This is a genomic window from Rothia sp. ND6WE1A (assembly GCF_001683935.1).
GTDB classification, from domain to species: Bacteria; Actinomycetota; Actinomycetes; order Actinomycetales; family Micrococcaceae; genus Rothia; species Rothia amarae.
The window spans coordinates 66,808-82,348 of the sequence record NZ_LXTU01000031.1 but is presented as its reverse complement, the minus strand read 5'-3'; the positions used below and the strand labels follow the sequence as shown (position 1 = coordinate 82,348).

The following is a 15,541-nucleotide window of genomic DNA, read 5'->3' as shown; positions in this document are numbered from 1 at the left end:
AATATGCACGAGAATTTTTCACCGAGCGAATATAAGCTCTACGGCCGTCAAATGATTCTGCCCGAACTCGGACTGGAAGGGCAGAAAAAGCTGAAAAATTCTCATGCAGTGGTAATTGGCGCGGGAGGATTGGGCGCGCCGGTCTTGCTCTATCTGGCAGGAGCCGGGGTAGGCACTATCACCATTATTGACGACGATGCAGTGGAAGTTTCCAACCTGCACCGGCAAGTGATACATACGTTCTCGCGGGTCGAAAACTCCAAAGCTCAGTCCGCAGCGGACTCTTTGCGCTCGCTGAACCCGTTTATCACGGTGCGAACAGTAGAGAAACGCCTGACGGAAGAGAACGTTGATGTACTGTTTGCTGGCGCATCGGTTGTGCTTGACGGCAGCGATAATTTTGAAACCCGCTATATCGCATCTCGCGCTTGCGCACGGGCAGGAATAGCGCACATCTGGGCGGCGATTTTAGGTTTTGACGCACAGATGAGCGTGTTTTGGCAGGGTCATGGGCCGGTCTATGAAGATCTCTATCCTGTTCAACCTGCTCCTGGAACTGTCCCCACGTGCTCGACGGCGGGCGTCATCGGTGCGCTGGCGGGTGTAGTGGGCACATCTATGGCGATGGAAGCCCTGAAGATTCTTGCCGAAATCGGAAACCCTCTGATAGGGCAGGTGGGCTACTATTCTGGGCTCGAAGGACGCTGGGAATATATACCTCTTCTAGCACAGAATGAGGAAGTGCAGGAGCCGCATTCGGATAAGTCAGAACAGGGTAAAGGTAAAAAAGAGCCAAACTTAATAAACCGTCACAATTCGGTTTCTTCTCCCCCGAAGGACAGTAACTCGTCCCTAGACGAGCTTTCCTGGGAAGAATTTGAGCGCGCCCAAGATAAAGAAAACACTTTCCTCATTGATGTTCGAGAACCTGCGGAGCATCTGGCATTGACAGTGCCGGGGTCTATTAATTTGCCCTATGGACAGCTTCAGAAAATGGGGCAAGAGGGTACTCTCAAGGCTTATATTTCTGCGCATTTTGGCGGAGAAACTGCGCTTTTAGGCTTTTTCTGTTCAGGCGGACCACGGTCCTCTGCGGCGGCGGAAATCTTCCGAAATCACGGGGCAGAACGGGCATTTAATATTGCTGGTGGTCTTGCTCAATGGTTGAATCAGAAAATATAAATATCTAAAGCAAAGATTCTTCCCTTATGAAAGCCCTAATTAGCGCAAATTTTTATTTGGTATTTTTCATACCTAAATTTTCGTACGATTGAGGTATGACTGAGACAGCTAACACCAGGGGGCGCAGTACCCCCTCCGGGGCGAAAGTCGACGGCCCCTTTTCGGACCAACTCCTCAAATTCGGCAAATTCTTCTCCAAATGGGACGAATCTGACGACGGACGCGCAGTTTTTCGTGAAGGCGGGCGCCGCGGCGACGTTTTCTATCGTGACCGTTGGAGCTACGACAAAGTGGTGCGCTCCACCCACGGTGTGAACTGCACCGGTTCCTGCTCCTGGCAAGTCTTTGTCAAGGACGGCGTTATTACCTGGGAAGCTCAGGCAACCGATTACCCCACCGTCGGTCCTGATCGCCCAGAGTATGAACCTCGTGGTTGCCCCCGTGGTGCTTCTTTCTCCTGGTACACCTATTCACCTTCTCGTGTGAAGTACCCCTACATCCGCGGACCTCTCTTGGAGATGTACCGCGAAGCTAAAGCCATCCATAACGGCGATCCTGTATTGGCGTGGAAATCTATCGTCACTGACCCCGCCAAACGCGAGCGCTACGTAAAAGCTCGCGGTAAGGGCGGTCTAGTGCGCGGAACCTGGACCGAAGCCCTAGAGATGGTGGCATCGGCACAGATTCATACCATTCAGGAATATGGTCCCGACCGCAACATCGGTTTCTCACCTATTCCTGCTAAATCTATGGCATCGCATGCTTCGGGCGCTCGTTATATCGAGTTGCTCGGCGGCGTCATGACTTCTTTCTATGACTGGTATGCCGACCTTCCGGTGGCATCCCCTCAGGTCTTTGGTGACCAGACTGACGTTCGTGAATCGGGTGACTGGTGGGATGCAACCTACCTGATGATGTGGGGTTCCAACATCCCAGTCACGCGTACTCCAGATGCTCACTGGGTTGCTGAAGTTCGTTATCGCGGAACCAAGGTTGTCTCTGTTTCCCCTGACTACGCTGATAACACCAAGTTCGCCGATGAATGGCTACCTGCTCAGCCCGGTACTGATGCTGCTTTGGCGATGGCGATGGGCCATGTCATTCTCAAAGAGAACTTTGTAGACCAGCGGGTGGAATTCTTTGAGGATTACACCACCACCTTTACTGATTTCCCCTTCCTTGTTCGATTGGAAACCCGTGAAGACGGCATCAAGGTGCCTCATAAGTTTGTGAAAGCTGCCGATTTGGCACAGGGTGCCTCGATGGCGGATCCTGATTTCAAGACGGCTCTTCTTGACCGCGCGACAGGTGAAGTAATCGTTCCTAACGGCACCTTGGGCCACCGCTATAACGCTGAAGATATGGGCAAGTGGAATCTTGATCTTGACGGGATTAAGCCTGCTCTGTCAGTAGCTGATATTCCCGGTGGTGCAACAGGCGTGGCTGAAATCAAGATGCCTGCCTTTGATACCCCCAATGGTGCCGGACATGTGGTTTCTCGTGGTGTTCCCACCATTTTGGTGGAGGGAATGGAAGTGTGCACCGTATTTGACCTGATTTTGGCTCAGTACGGTGTGGCTCGCCCGCAACTCCATTTGCCGGGGCAATTTGCCCGTGATTTCGAGGATCTCGAAACTCAGTACACTCCTGCCTGGCAGGAGGAAATTACTTCCGTTCCTGCAGAAGCTGTCATTCGTGTGGCGCGTGAATTCGCTCAGAACTCGATTGATTCAGGCGGTCGCACCATGATTATCATGGGTGCAGGTATCTGCCAGTGGTACCACGGCGACGCTACCTACCGCGCTATTTTGGCTTTGTTACAGATGTGCGGTTGTGAAGGTCGCAATGGTGGCGGCTGGGCTCACTACGTGGGGCAGGAAAAGGCTCGCCCCATTACCGGCTGGGCACATATGGCAAATGCCTTGGACTGGGTTCGCCCTCCTCGCACTCAGGCAGGTACTTCGTTCTGGTACATGCATACTGACCAGTGGCGTCAAGACGGCTATTCTTCCGATTCAATACAGTCTCCGCTAGCTAAGGGTGAGCTGAAGGGCGTTCATACGGCAGATATCGTGGCGCGTACTACCCGTATGGGGTGGATGCCGATGTATCCACAGTTCAATGAAAATCCCACCCAGTTGGCACAAGAAGCAGCTGCTGCCGTTGAATCCGGTGCCGCAGACACTCCTGCTGCATATGTAGCGGATCGTCTCAACGAGGGTAGCTTGCAGTTCTCGGTAGAAGATATCGACAACCCTGTGAACTGGCCCCGTACCCTCATGCTCTGGCGTAATAACTTGCTGGGCTCCTCCGCAAAGGGCGAAGAATACTTCCTCAAGCACCTGCTGGGTACCCACAACTCGGTGATGGGTAAAGACACCGTAGAAAGCAAGCCGCGCGAGGTTAAGTGGTACGACGAGGCGCCCCAGGGTAAGCTGGACTTGTTGGTCACCGCGGATTTCCGCATGACCTCTTCTACGCTGTCCTCGGATATCGTGTTCCCTGCCGCTACCTGGTATGAGAAATTCGATATTTCCTCCACCGATATGCACCCCTACATCCACGCTTTCACTCCGGCCATCGATCCGCCGTGGGAGACCAAGACTGACCACCAGATTTTCAAGGAATTGGCATGGGTCTTCTCGCAGCTGTCCAAGAAGCATCTGCCGGCGCAAAAGGATTTGGTCTCTGTTCCGTTGCAGCATGACACCCCAGGGCAGATTGCTCAGCCCGGTGGTCACTCCTGCGATTGGAAGAACGAGGGCAAGAAAGGTGTACCAGGTAAGAACATGCCCATCTTTGCGATGGTCGAACGTGATTACCCTGCCCTCTACGAGATGTACACCTCGGTCGGCCCCTTGCTCTCTACCTTAGGTACGACGACCAAGGCAATTACCGTTGACGTCAACGACGAGCTGGCAAAGCTCGCCGAGGAGAACGGTGTAATGGATTCGGGTAAGGGTGCAGGTCGCCCGGCGATTGACACCGATTCCAAGCTCTGCGATACCATCCTTGCGCTATCAGGTACCTCAAACGGTCCCGTAGCTATCAAGGCCTTCAAAGAGTTAGAGAAGCGCGTGGGCAAGAAGTTCGTGCACCTGGCTGAAGGCAATGAGGAAAAACGCATTACCTTCAAGGACACCCAGGATCGCCCCTGTCCCGTGTTTACTTCGCCCGAGTGGTCTGGTTCGGAAACTGGCGGACGTCGCTATGCGCCGTTCACGCTCAATACCGAGCAGTTGAAACCCTTCCACACCCTCACCGGTCGTATGCACTTTTTCTTGGACCACGACTGGATGAGCGAAATGGGTGAGCAGATGCCTACCTACCGCCCGCCGTTGGACATGAACCAGCTCTTCAACCAGCCCAAGCTGGGGGAGCAGCAGGATGAGGTCACTATCGCGGTGCGCTACATGACCCCGCACAATAAGTGGTCCATTCACTCGTCCTACCACGACAACCTCTACATGCTGGCGCTCTCACGCGGTGGCTCTCATGCCTGGCTGAACCCCGACGACGCCGCCAAGATTGGTGTCAAGGATAACGACTGGATCGAGTGTGTGAACGATAACGGCGTTTTCGTGGGACGCGCGGTGGTTTCGCACCGTCTGCCCACCGGCGTCGTCTATGTTCACCACGCCCAGGAGCGTCTGGTGGATATTCCTAAGTCAGAAGCAACCGGCAAGCGTGGCGGTATCCACAACTCCGTCACCCGTATCTTGGTTAAGCCCACCCACCTCATTGGTGGTTATGCTCACCAGGCATACGCTTTCAACTACCTCGGTCCCACTGGTAACCAGAGAGACATCGTCTCTGTTATCCGTCGCCGCAACCAGGAGGTCACCTACTAATGCGAGTAATGGCTCAAGTATCAATGATTATGGCACTGGATAAGTGCCTGGGTTGCCACACCTGTTCCGTGACCTGTAAGCAAGCATGGACAAACCGTGCCGGTACTGAATACGTCTGGTTCAATAACGTGGAAACCCGCCCGGGTTTGGGTTACCCCAAGCGTTATGAAGACCAAGAAAAGTGGAAGGGCGGGTGGACTCTTAATAAGAAGGGGCGTCTGGAGCTGAAGGCGGGTAACCGTTTCAAGAAGCTTTTCACCATTTTTGCTTCACCCATTCAGCCTCAGATGACCGACTATTATGAGCCCTGGACCTATGACTACCAGAATCTGATTTCGGCACCTTTGGGTGATGATTTTCCGGTCGCTAAGCCTAAGTCTCTGATTACCGGTGAGGACACCGCTATTGACTGGTCTGCTAACTGGGACGATGACCTTGGCGGTACTTACGTCACCGGTAACGAAGACCCCATCGTGCAGAAGATCCGTCAGGAATCTGAAGAGAAGATCAAGTTCGAATTTGAGCAGACCTTCATGTTCTACCTGCCTCGCATCTGCGAGCACTGCCTGAACCCTTCCTGCATGGCTTCCTGCCCCTCCGGCGCGATCTATAAGCGTAGCGAAGACGGCATTGTCCTGGTGGACCAAGACCGTTGCCGTGGTTGGCGTCAGTGCATTACCGGTTGCCCTTACAAGAAGATTTACTTCAACCACAAGAGCGGTAAAGCTGAGAAATGTACTTTCTGCTACCCCCGCTTAGAGCACGGTATCCCCACCGTTTGTGCCGAAACCTGCGTGGGTCGTATGCGCTACATCGGTATTTTCCTGTACGACGCCGATCGCGTGACAGAGGCTGCTTCGGTCGAGAACGATCAAGATCTTTACGAAGCGCAGTTAGATATTATGCTCGACCCGTTTGACCCTGAAGTGATTCGCGAAGCGAAGAAGCAGGGCATCCAGCAGTCGTGGATTGAAGCGGCGCAGAAGTCACCGGTCTACAAGCTGGCGAAGGAATGGAAGATTGCTCTTCCTCTTCACCCCGAATACCGCACCATGCCCATGGTTTGGTATGTTCCGCCGCTTTCACCCATCATTGACCTTCTCAAAGAGCAGGGTCACGATGCTGAGTCCCAGGAAAACCTTTTCGGCGCTATCGACTCCCTCCGCATTCCGGTGGAGTACCTCGCAGAGCTCTTTACTGCTGGTGATACCAAGATCGTGGTGGATGTCCTCAAAAAGCTCGCAGCAATGCGTGCTTACATGCGAGATATTACCCTTGGCGGCGTCGGCAAAGAAGAAATTGCTGAGGCAGTGGGTATGACCGGCGAGCAAATCTATGAGATGTACAGGCTTATGGCTATTTCTAAGTACAACGAGCGCTACGTGATTCCTCGTGCACATATGGAAGATGCTCATAACCTCGAAGAAATTGGTTGCTCTCTGGAGGGCGACGGCGGCCCAGGAATGCTCTATGATGACGCATTTAGCGGCACCGGCGCTCGCCCCAACCCTGTATCAGCTGGCTCCTACGCCAACACTGCTCGTGCAGACGGCAAGGTCAATATCTTCATGTGGGACGGAAACGGCCGCCCCGATGCGATGTTCCCTAACACCGCCGGCTCAACGAGGGCGAAATAGTGGCTGGTTTCTTTTCAAAACTGCTGGGAAAGTCGGGGGATGAAGCGGAGGCTGTCCGCCCCTCCAGCGGGGATCCTTTTGATATGGATTGGGGGAGCGGTGCTGAAGAAGATGCGGTGATTTACCAGGTATCTTCAGTGCTCTTCCGCTACCCGTCTGAGGAGATTCGGCAGACCATTCCAGAGCTATTGGAACTGGCTCACCGTATCGATAACCCCGCTTTCGTAGAGGCAGTAGAGCAGATTCGTGATTGGTATGCGTCGGCACCATTAGAAAAAATTGCTGCCGAATATGTGCAGGAATATGATCTATCCCGCCGTCACGCGCTACACCTTTCCTACTGGACCGAGGGCGATACCCGTCGTCGGGGTGAGGCTTTGGGCCGGTTCAAAAAGATGTACCGCGATTCGGGAATGGTCACCGATTTACACGGTGAGCTGCCCGACTATCTGCCGTTAGTCCTGGAGTTTGCAGCACTGATTGACCGTAAGTCAGGACGCGCGGCGCTTCAGGCATACCGACCGTCTCTGGAGTTACTTCGTTTGGCTTTACGCGATGATAAGTTGGCGTTTCACGGTTTGGTGGAATGTATCTGCGCGACATTGCCGGGGGAATCTCCTGAAGACGTACAACACATTCAAAAATTGGCAGGATTTGGACCTCCCACCGAGCAGGTGGGTTTGGGCGCCTCAGATCCTCGTCTTCTTCCCCTTCTTCAACCTCAGTCAGGAGCTCACCGATGAATATCCTTGATACTTTCCTCTGGGGTGTCTTGCCCTACATGGTGATTGTCATTCTTATTGGCGGCACCATCTGGCGTTACAAATACGACCAGTTTGGGTGGACCACCAGGTCTTCGCAGTTCTATGAGTCAAAGATACTTAAAATTGCGTCTCCACTTTTTCACTATGGTTTGGTCGGTGTTCTTGGCGGTCACATTGTAGGGCTGATGATTCCTGCGAGCTGGACTGCCGCTCTGGGGATTACCGATGAGATGTACCACGCGGGAGCGCTCATCATGGGTATCCCGTTTGGTTTAGCGGTTCTGTTCGGCCTGATGGTGATGGTTTTTCGCCGTCGTACTAATAAGTCTGTTTTTGCGGCGACTACTATCAGCGACAAGATAATGTACGTGTCTTTGATGGCTGTGATTGTGTTCGGTATCGGAGTCACAATTTTCAGTGCGATGCAGGGCCATCACGGGCATAACTATCGAGCAGATATCTCTCCTTGGTTCCGCTCGCTATTCTTGTTCCAGCCCGAAGTGGGTTTGATGCGGGACATTCCATTCACCTTCAAAATGCATATCTTATTGGCTTTTGCTCTCTTTGCGCTGTGGCCATTCACTCGCCTGGTTCACGCTTTTACCGCGCCGATTCACTACCTTTTCCGCCCCTATATTGTGTACCGCTCACGCGGGGGAGAAAAGGTCGGACGACGCCGCGGCTGGGATCCGGTGGGAACATCTGATAACAGTAGCAATCTGAAATAGATATTTCTAAGGAGCTAAAAAAGATGTACGGCAGGTTCCTTCACACACATCAACAAATGAGGAAAAGATGAGTACTACGACTGTGGAACGCGATCCACAACTGAAGGGTCAGCTTAAGAATGTCATCATGGCTACCCTAGCTTCGTTGATTGGTTTCTGGGGCTGGACCATGATTGGTCCACTGGCAAAGTCTTACTACAAGGAAGCCTTTCATCTCACTCCTGGGCAGTTGAGTTTGCTCATTGCTATGCCGGTTATTGTGGGCGCGGTTGCTCGTATTCCGGTGGGCGCGATGACTGACCGCTTTGGTGGCAGGGTTATGTTTACCGCTCTATTGACTCTCACCGCTGCTATGGTGCTCGTCGTGGGCTTGGTGGGCGCTTTCACTACCAGCTTCCCCTTGCTGCTGGTTGTAGCCTTCTTCCTGGGTATTGGTGGTTCTATCTTTGCTGTGGGTATTCCCTTCGCGGCGTCCTGGTATGAGCCGCACCGTAAGGGACTAGCCACCGGTATTTTCGGCATGGGTATGATTGGCACCGCTGTAGCGGCGTTCTTCAATCCTCGTATGTTGAAGGCTTTTGGATATTTCCCCACCCACGTCATCATTGCGTGCATCGCTCTGTCTTATGCAGTCATCGTGTGGTTCGTGATGAAGGATTCTCCGAAGACTGCAGGGCGTGTGCCCGAGCCGATGATGCCTAAAATCATGGCTGCTACAAAGAAGGTAACCACCTGGGAGTTGTGCTTTATCTACGCTGTAGTTTTCGGCGCTTTTGTTGCTTTCTCTAATTACTTGCCCACATACATGGGTAACGTCTACAACTTTGAGGCAGTTCAGGCAGGAACCTTTGCGGCTCTGTTTGCTACATGCGCTGTGATTGCTCGCCCCTTTGGTGGCATGGCAGCGGATAAGGTCGGACCCCGCCCGGTAACTATCGTCATGTTCTTGGCGATTGCGGCACTGTCTGTGCTGATTGCTCTGCAGTTTGAATCGCCTGCGATGTATTACACCCTCTTCATTTTGATGGCTATCTTCATCGGATTTGGAACCGGCACCGTTTTCGGCTGGGTAGGGCGAGCTACCAAACCGGCAGAAACCGGAACCGTGGGTGGTCTGGTGTCAGCAGCCGGTGGTCTTGGCGGTTACTTCCCGCCGCTGGTCATGGGTGCAGTTTATGGTGCAAACGGTCACTACTTCTGGGCACAGATCGCTCTGATGATGGCGGCCCTTGTTTCCCTCGCACTATCCTTCGTTATTAAAAATGGTGGAAAACCCAAGAAATAACGACTGACTCCTAAATTAGCTGGTAGCAAATACGCCATACGATTCAGAACATCGTATGGCGTATTTTGCGTGTGATATGGCAAACTTTAAGGTGTTCATAAACTACCGCTATACCATTCGGGAGAGTCCGTCGAGCTAGCAAAGAAGCACAGCTTGCGGCGCCGAAGGAGCAAAACCTCCCCGGGAAACTCTCAGGCACCCGTACCGCTTGGTTAGGTAACTCTGAAAAGGAGAACCCATTCTCCACCGTAGGAGCAAACTTTGGTGTATAGCGTGCATGCGCTCGTGCTGAAGATAAAACTCGCAGGTAAAAAACAGAGTGGGGAGGTCTCTAGTTCATCCGTGAACTGGAACTGACAAGGAGTATTTCGTATGTCATTTATCGACCGTCATCTTGGTCCCCGCGATACCGACCTCGAATCGATGCTGAGCACCGTTGGCTATGATTCTTTGGGTGATTTGGTAGACGCTGTAGTGCCCTCTTCTATCCGCATGGATAGTGCGCTAAACCTACCTCAAGCTCTTTCAGAGCGAGATGCTCAGGAAAAGCTAGCTGGATACGCTAGCCAAAATATCGTCAAAGCACAGATGATTGGTGCTGGTTATTATGACGCTATTACCCCGCCCGTTCTACGCCGCAACATTCTAGAGGCACCGGGTTGGTACACCTCTTACACTCCCTATCAGGCTGAAATTTCCCAGGGTCGTCTGGAAGCTTTGTTGAACTTCCAGAACACCGTGATGGAATTGACCGGCCTTGAGGTTGCAAACGCTTCTTTGCTGGATGAATCCACCGCTGTAGCTGAAGCTGCAACCATGATGAAGCGTTCTAACCGCAAGGTGAAGAACGGTAAATTCGCTATTGATTCCCGTTGCCTGCCTCAGACTCTGTCTGTTGTGCGAGGTCGTGCAGAAGCTTTGGGCATTGATTTTGTGGTCACCGATTTTGCAGATGGTCTGCCAGAGGGCGACCTCTTCGGCATTATCCTGGCTTACCCAGGTCACGACGGCGAAGTACGCGATATTAAGCCGTTGGTTGACGAAGCTAAAGAACGCAATGCCTTGGTCACGGTGAACGCTGATTTGCTCGCTTTGACCTTGCTGAAGTCTCCGGGCGAGATGGGTGCAGACATCGTCGTCGGCAATACCCAGCGCTTCGGTCTGCCCCTGTGGTACGGCGGTCCTCACGCTGCATACATGGCTGTTCATAGCGGTCAGCAGCGCAATATGCCCGGTCGCCTGGTGGGTGTTTCTCAGGATGCCACCGGTCGCCCCGGTTACCGCCTGGCACTGCAGACTCGCGAGCAGCACATCCGCCGCGAAAAGGCTACTTCTAACATTTGTACTGCTCAGGCACTATTGGCAATTACCGCAGGTGCTTACGCTGTCTACCACGGCCCTGAAGGTCTGAAGAAGATCGCTGAGACTTTGCACGAGAACGCATCTCGCGTAGCTGTTGCTCTGTCTGGTGCCGGCTTGAAACTTGTTCACGAATCCTTCTTCGACACCGTAGCTTTCGACGTCGACGGTAAAGCAGATGAGTATGTAAAGAAGGCTTCAGACGCTGGTATCAACATCCGTAAGATCAACGACGATCGCATTTCAATCTCTGTTGGTGAATCCCATGATGACACCGTATTGACCGCTTTGGTAGAAGCATTCGGCGGCAAGCTACCAGAATCTGGCAAGTATGAGATTGCTTCAGACCTGTTACGTACTGATGAGTACATGCAGCACCCTGTCTTCCACCTGTACCGTTCAGAAACTTCCATGATGCGCTACCTGCGCCAGCTTTCTGATAAGGACCTGGCGCTGGATCGCACCATGATTCCTTTGGGCTCCTGCACCATGAAGCTGAACGCTGCTGCTGAGATGGAACCCATCTCCTGGCCCGAGTTCGCCACCATTCACCCGCTGGCACCTGCCGATCAGACCAAGGGCTGGAAGTCACTCATTGATGAGCTTTCGGACTGGCTCGTAGCCATCACCGGTTACGATGCAATTTCATTGCAGCCTAACTCGGGTGCATCCGGCGAATACGCTGGTCTGCGCGCTATCCGTGCCTACCATGAGGACAACGGCGATACCCAGCGCAGCATCGTGCTCATCCCCATGTCTGCTCACGGCACCAACGCAGCATCGGCTGCTTTGGCTGGACTGGACGTCGCTGGTGTTGCTACCGCTGAAGATGGCTCCATTGACGTCGAGGATCTCAAAGCAAAGATTGAAAAGTACGGCGATAAGATTGCCGGCATCATGATTACCTACCCTTCAACCCACGGTGTATTTGAGGACAAGGTGGTTGAGGTCTGCAAGCTGGTTCATGAAGCAGGCGGACAGGTCTACGTTGATGGTGCTAACCTCAACGCGCAGATGGGTCTTGCACAGCCCGGTCAGTTCGGCGGCGACGTCTCCCACCTGAACCTGCACAAGACTTTCTCTATCCCTCACGGTGGCGGTGGTCCCGGTGTTGGTCCTGTTGCTGTAGGCGCACACTTGGAGAAGTACCTGCCTGGTGATGGCTACCTTGCAGATGAAGAGGGCAAGCTTGAAGGTGCTTCGTTGCCTATTTCTCAGGCAATGTTTGGTTCTGCAGGCGTTCTGCCCATTACCTGGATGTACATTGCGATGTCCGGTGCCGAAGGTCTCAAGAGCGCTTCTGAATACGCTATCTTGAATGCTAACTACATTGCCCGCGAGCTGGGCGAGAAGTTCCCCGTGCTCTACACCGGTCCTGGCGGTTTGGTAGCTCACGAATGCATTCTGGATTTGCGCGAGCTGACCGCCCAGTCCGGAGTTACTGCAGAAGACGTCTGCAAGCGTCTGATGGACTACGGCTTCCACGCACCCACCTTGGCATTCCCCGTACCGGGAACCTTGATGGTTGAGCCTACTGAGTCCGAAAGCAAGGCTGAACTGGATCGCTTCATCACCGCAATGAGCACTATCTTTGACGAAATCAAGTATGTAGCTGATGGCAACATCTCTGTTGAAGATTCGGTGCTCCGCAATGCTCCTCACACCGTTGAGGTTGTCTCTGCTGACGAGTGGGATCGTAAGTACCCCCGTAGCGAAGCTGCATTCCCCGTACCTTCGTTGCACCGCAACAAGTACTTCACTCCCATCGGTCGTATCGACGGTGCTAACGGTGACCGTAACTTCGTATGCGAATGCCCTCCGATGGAAGCATTTGACATTGAGGTAACCGAAGCTAGCTAAAGGTTCATAGCTGTTTAGCTGAGAACTTATCGAATCAGGTGGAATTATTCACCGCAGAGGGATTCCACCTGATTTGATACATCCTTGAAAGGAGAGTCATCATGGCTCCGCAGAAAACTTCCCTTTATGAAAAGCACGAAGCTCTTGGTGCTTCATTCACTGATTTCGGCGGCTGGGATATGCCCTTGAAATATGAGAACGACGTTGAAGAACACAAAGCTGTTCGTTCAGCTGCCGGTCTATTCGATTTGTCCCATATGGGCGAATTCCGCATTACTGGTCCTGATGCCGCTGCATACTTGGACTACACCCTGGTGTCCAACATGGGCATCCTCAAGGTGGGTAAAGCTAAGTATTCGATTCTTGTTGATGAGAACGGCAAAATCCTTGACGATTTGATTACTTACCGCCTGGGCGAAGAAGAATTCTTGGTAGTGCCTAACGCTTCTAACGTTGCAACTGACTTTGAAGCTTTTCAGGCACGCGCTGAAGGGTTCGACGTCGAGCTCAAGAATGAGTCTGCTGAAACTTCTTTGGTGGCAGTTCAGGGACCGAAGTCAGAAGAGATACTTTTGGCAATGGATCCTTCAGATGCCGAAGCTATTAAGGAACTGAAGTACTACGCTTCTCTTCCTGTGAAGTTTGGGGGAGTAGAAGTACTGTTGGCTCGCACCGGCTACACCGGTGAAGACGGATTTGAAATCTACGTTCCTAACGCAGAAGCTGCAAAGATTTGGGACGCTGCAGCTGAGGCTGGTAAAGAATTCGGCATTAAGCCCGCAGGTCTTGCAGCGCGTGACTCGTTACGTCTTGAAGCAGGTATGCCGCTTTACGGTAACGAGTTGGGCAAGGATATTTCGGTTTTCGAGTCCGGTCTTGGTCGCCTGGTCGAAATCGCTTTGGAGAAGAAAAAAGCTGATTTTGTGGGTCGTGAGGCTCTGGCAAAATTGGCGGAAACCGAATCTGAGCGTATCCTCGTAGGCTTGAAGGCTCAGGCAAAGCGTCCTGCTCGTGGCGGTGCCAAGCTGGTAGATGGGGAAACTGTTATCGGTGAGGTGACCTCCGGTATTCCTTCACCGACGTTGGGTTACCCCGTTGCAATGGCTCTGGTTAACCGGGATCATTCAGAATTGGGTACTACCGTGGACGTTGATATTCGCGGCAAGAAGGCTCCTTTCGACGTTGTCGCTTTGCCCTTCTACAAGCGCGAATCTTAGTTCGTGCTGTATTTCCTCTCGTGAGAGGTAAATAAATATTACAGTTCAGCCCGGGTACTTTCATATGTGCTCGGGCTGAACTGCCAAAGTGCTCTAAACCCTAGTATGGATAGAGCTTACTTATAACTTTTAGGGTGGAAGGAAAGTGTATGGATATTAGTTCTGCACAGATTAAGGCCGAGGCGTTAGAGCATGACATATCGGTGTTCGAACTCTTCTCAATCGGTGTTGGCCCGTCGTCGTCTCACACCGTTGGGCCCATGCGCGCCACCAACCGGTTTATCTCGGAGCTTATTGATAGCGGTAATTTTAATCGCGTGGATCGGGTTCATATTGACCTCTATGGCTCGTTGGCTGCTACCGGTGCTGGCCACGGCACCATGAGCGCAGCTATCAAGGGTCTTGCGGGGTTTGTTCCTGAGACAATTAACATTGGGGAAGCTGAACAGCTGATGGCCAATAACTCGGTAGACGGTGTTCTACCCCTGGCAGGCTATGCCTCAGCGGATTTTGCTGGCGGTGCTCCAGCTTCGACCGAGAAGTTGATTTATGGTCCGGTCGTTACCTATAAAGAATCCGATATCACGCTTCGTCCACTGACGATTTTGCCCCGTCATACCAACGGCATTAAGGTTGCCGCATGGTCGGGGGAGGAGCTCTTGCTTGAGCGCACATACTTCTCTATCGGTGGCGGATTCATTATTGAAGAAAATGAAGAAGCTACCGGCGGTTCTAGCTTGGAAAACCCGCCTTACCCCTTCGGATCAGGTGCAGAATTGCTGGATATGGCTAATTCAGCGGGGCTCTCTATCGCTGCTTTGAAGATGCAGAATGAGCTTTCGGTACGTAGTGAAGAAGAAATCCGCGAAGGCATCTTGCATATTTACCAAGTAATGCGTGAATGCGTTGGTTCTTCCCTCTCTCGTATTGGTTACCTTCCGGGTGCTTTGAAGGTGCGTTGTCGTGCAGCTCAGTGGCACCGAGATTTGGTGAGTGAAGATCCGCAGAAGTCACCTGAGTACGCTCTTGACTGGGTCAACCTCATTGCTTTGGCTGTCAATGAAGAGAATGCTTTTGGCGGTCGAATCGTGACTGCTCCTACTAACGGTGCTTCGGGCATCATTCCTGCTGTGTTGCATTATGCGATGAATTACACTGACGGAATTCGTGGTTGTGGTCAAGCAAAGCGGGAACAGGTTGTCGTTGATTTCTTCCTTGCTGCTGCTTCTGTGGGAGCGCTCTATAAGAAGCGTGCTTCTATCTCTGGTGCGGAGGTGGGTTGTCAGGGTGAAGTGGGTACCGCTTCATCGATGGCGGCTGCTGGACTCGCTCAGGTGATGGGCGCTTCAAATGAGCAGATTGAAAACGCCGCAGAGATTGCGATGGAACACAATCTGGGCTTGACCTGCGACCCCGTAGGTGGATTGGTGCAGATTCCTTGCATCGAGCGTAACGCAATGGCTGCAGCGAAAGCTATCAATGCTGTGAAAATGGCTTTGCGTGGCGACGGCGAACACCGCGTCTCACTGGACCAGGTCATTGAGACGATGCGCCAAACGGGCGAAGATATGTCTACCCGTTACAAAGAAACGTCTATGGGCGGCTTGGCGGTAAACGTCGTCGAGTGCTAAAAGACTTCCGATAGATCCTCTGTCTTC

At 52.6% G+C, this 15,541-nt stretch carries 9 protein-coding genes and 1 riboswitch; all 9 genes read left to right on the top strand.

Going from position 1 to position 15,541, the window contains the following annotated elements; translation table 11 throughout:
* Window positions 1–3 precede the first annotated feature (3 nt).
* A complete protein-coding gene (locus tag A7E48_RS03695) occupies window positions 4–1,182 on the top strand; it encodes a ThiF family adenylyltransferase (protein ID WP_068169636.1) in 1,179 nt (392 codons plus the stop codon).
* 95 nt (window positions 1,183–1,277) lie between these two features.
* Window positions 1,278–5,033 carry a nitrate reductase subunit alpha gene (locus tag A7E48_RS03690; RefSeq protein ID WP_068169633.1) on the top strand — a complete coding sequence of 1,252 codons (3,756 nt, stop codon included), beginning with the start codon at window positions 1,278–1,280 and terminating at the stop codon, window positions 5,031–5,033.
* Window positions 5,033–6,670 (top strand): nitrate reductase subunit beta, encoded by a 1,638-nt coding sequence (gene narH, locus A7E48_RS03685; protein ID WP_068169629.1) that lies wholly within the window; start codon window positions 5,033–5,035, stop codon window positions 6,668–6,670. Before A7E48_RS03690 ends, narH begins: the two co-directional genes overlap by 1 nt.
* Window positions 6,670–7,413: a nitrate reductase molybdenum cofactor assembly chaperone gene (gene narJ / locus A7E48_RS03680; protein WP_068169625.1), complete on the top strand. Its 744-nt coding sequence runs from the start codon at window positions 6,670–6,672 to the stop codon at window positions 7,411–7,413. The genes narH and narJ overlap by 1 nt, the downstream gene beginning before the upstream one ends.
* Complete coding sequence (narI, locus tag A7E48_RS03675) at window positions 7,410–8,162, top strand: respiratory nitrate reductase subunit gamma (protein WP_068169621.1); 753 nt, start codon at window positions 7,410–7,412, stop codon at window positions 8,160–8,162. The genes narJ and narI overlap by 4 nt, the downstream gene beginning before the upstream one ends.
* A gap of 67 nt (window positions 8,163–8,229) precedes the next feature.
* Window positions 8,230–9,447, top strand: a complete 1,218-nt coding sequence (locus tag A7E48_RS03670; RefSeq protein ID WP_068169619.1) for a nitrate/nitrite transporter — start codon at window positions 8,230–8,232, stop codon at window positions 9,445–9,447.
* Between the two features lie 108 nt (window positions 9,448–9,555).
* Window positions 9,556–9,664: riboswitch (glycine riboswitch) on the top strand.
* Window positions 9,665–9,819: 155 nt separating this feature from the next.
* Entirely contained in the window at window positions 9,820–12,666 is a 2,847-nt protein-coding gene (gene gcvP, locus A7E48_RS03665) for an aminomethyl-transferring glycine dehydrogenase (RefSeq protein WP_068169617.1), read from the top strand.
* Window positions 12,667–12,767: 101 nt separating this feature from the next.
* Window positions 12,768–13,883, top strand: coding sequence for a glycine cleavage system aminomethyltransferase GcvT (gcvT, locus tag A7E48_RS03660; RefSeq protein ID WP_068169614.1), 1,116 nt, complete (start codon window positions 12,768–12,770; stop codon window positions 13,881–13,883).
* 149 nt (window positions 13,884–14,032) lie between these two features.
* A complete protein-coding gene (locus tag A7E48_RS03655; protein WP_068169611.1) occupies window positions 14,033–15,514 on the top strand; it encodes an L-serine ammonia-lyase in 1,482 nt (493 codons plus the stop codon).
* The last annotated feature ends 27 nt before the right edge of the window (window positions 15,515–15,541 follow it).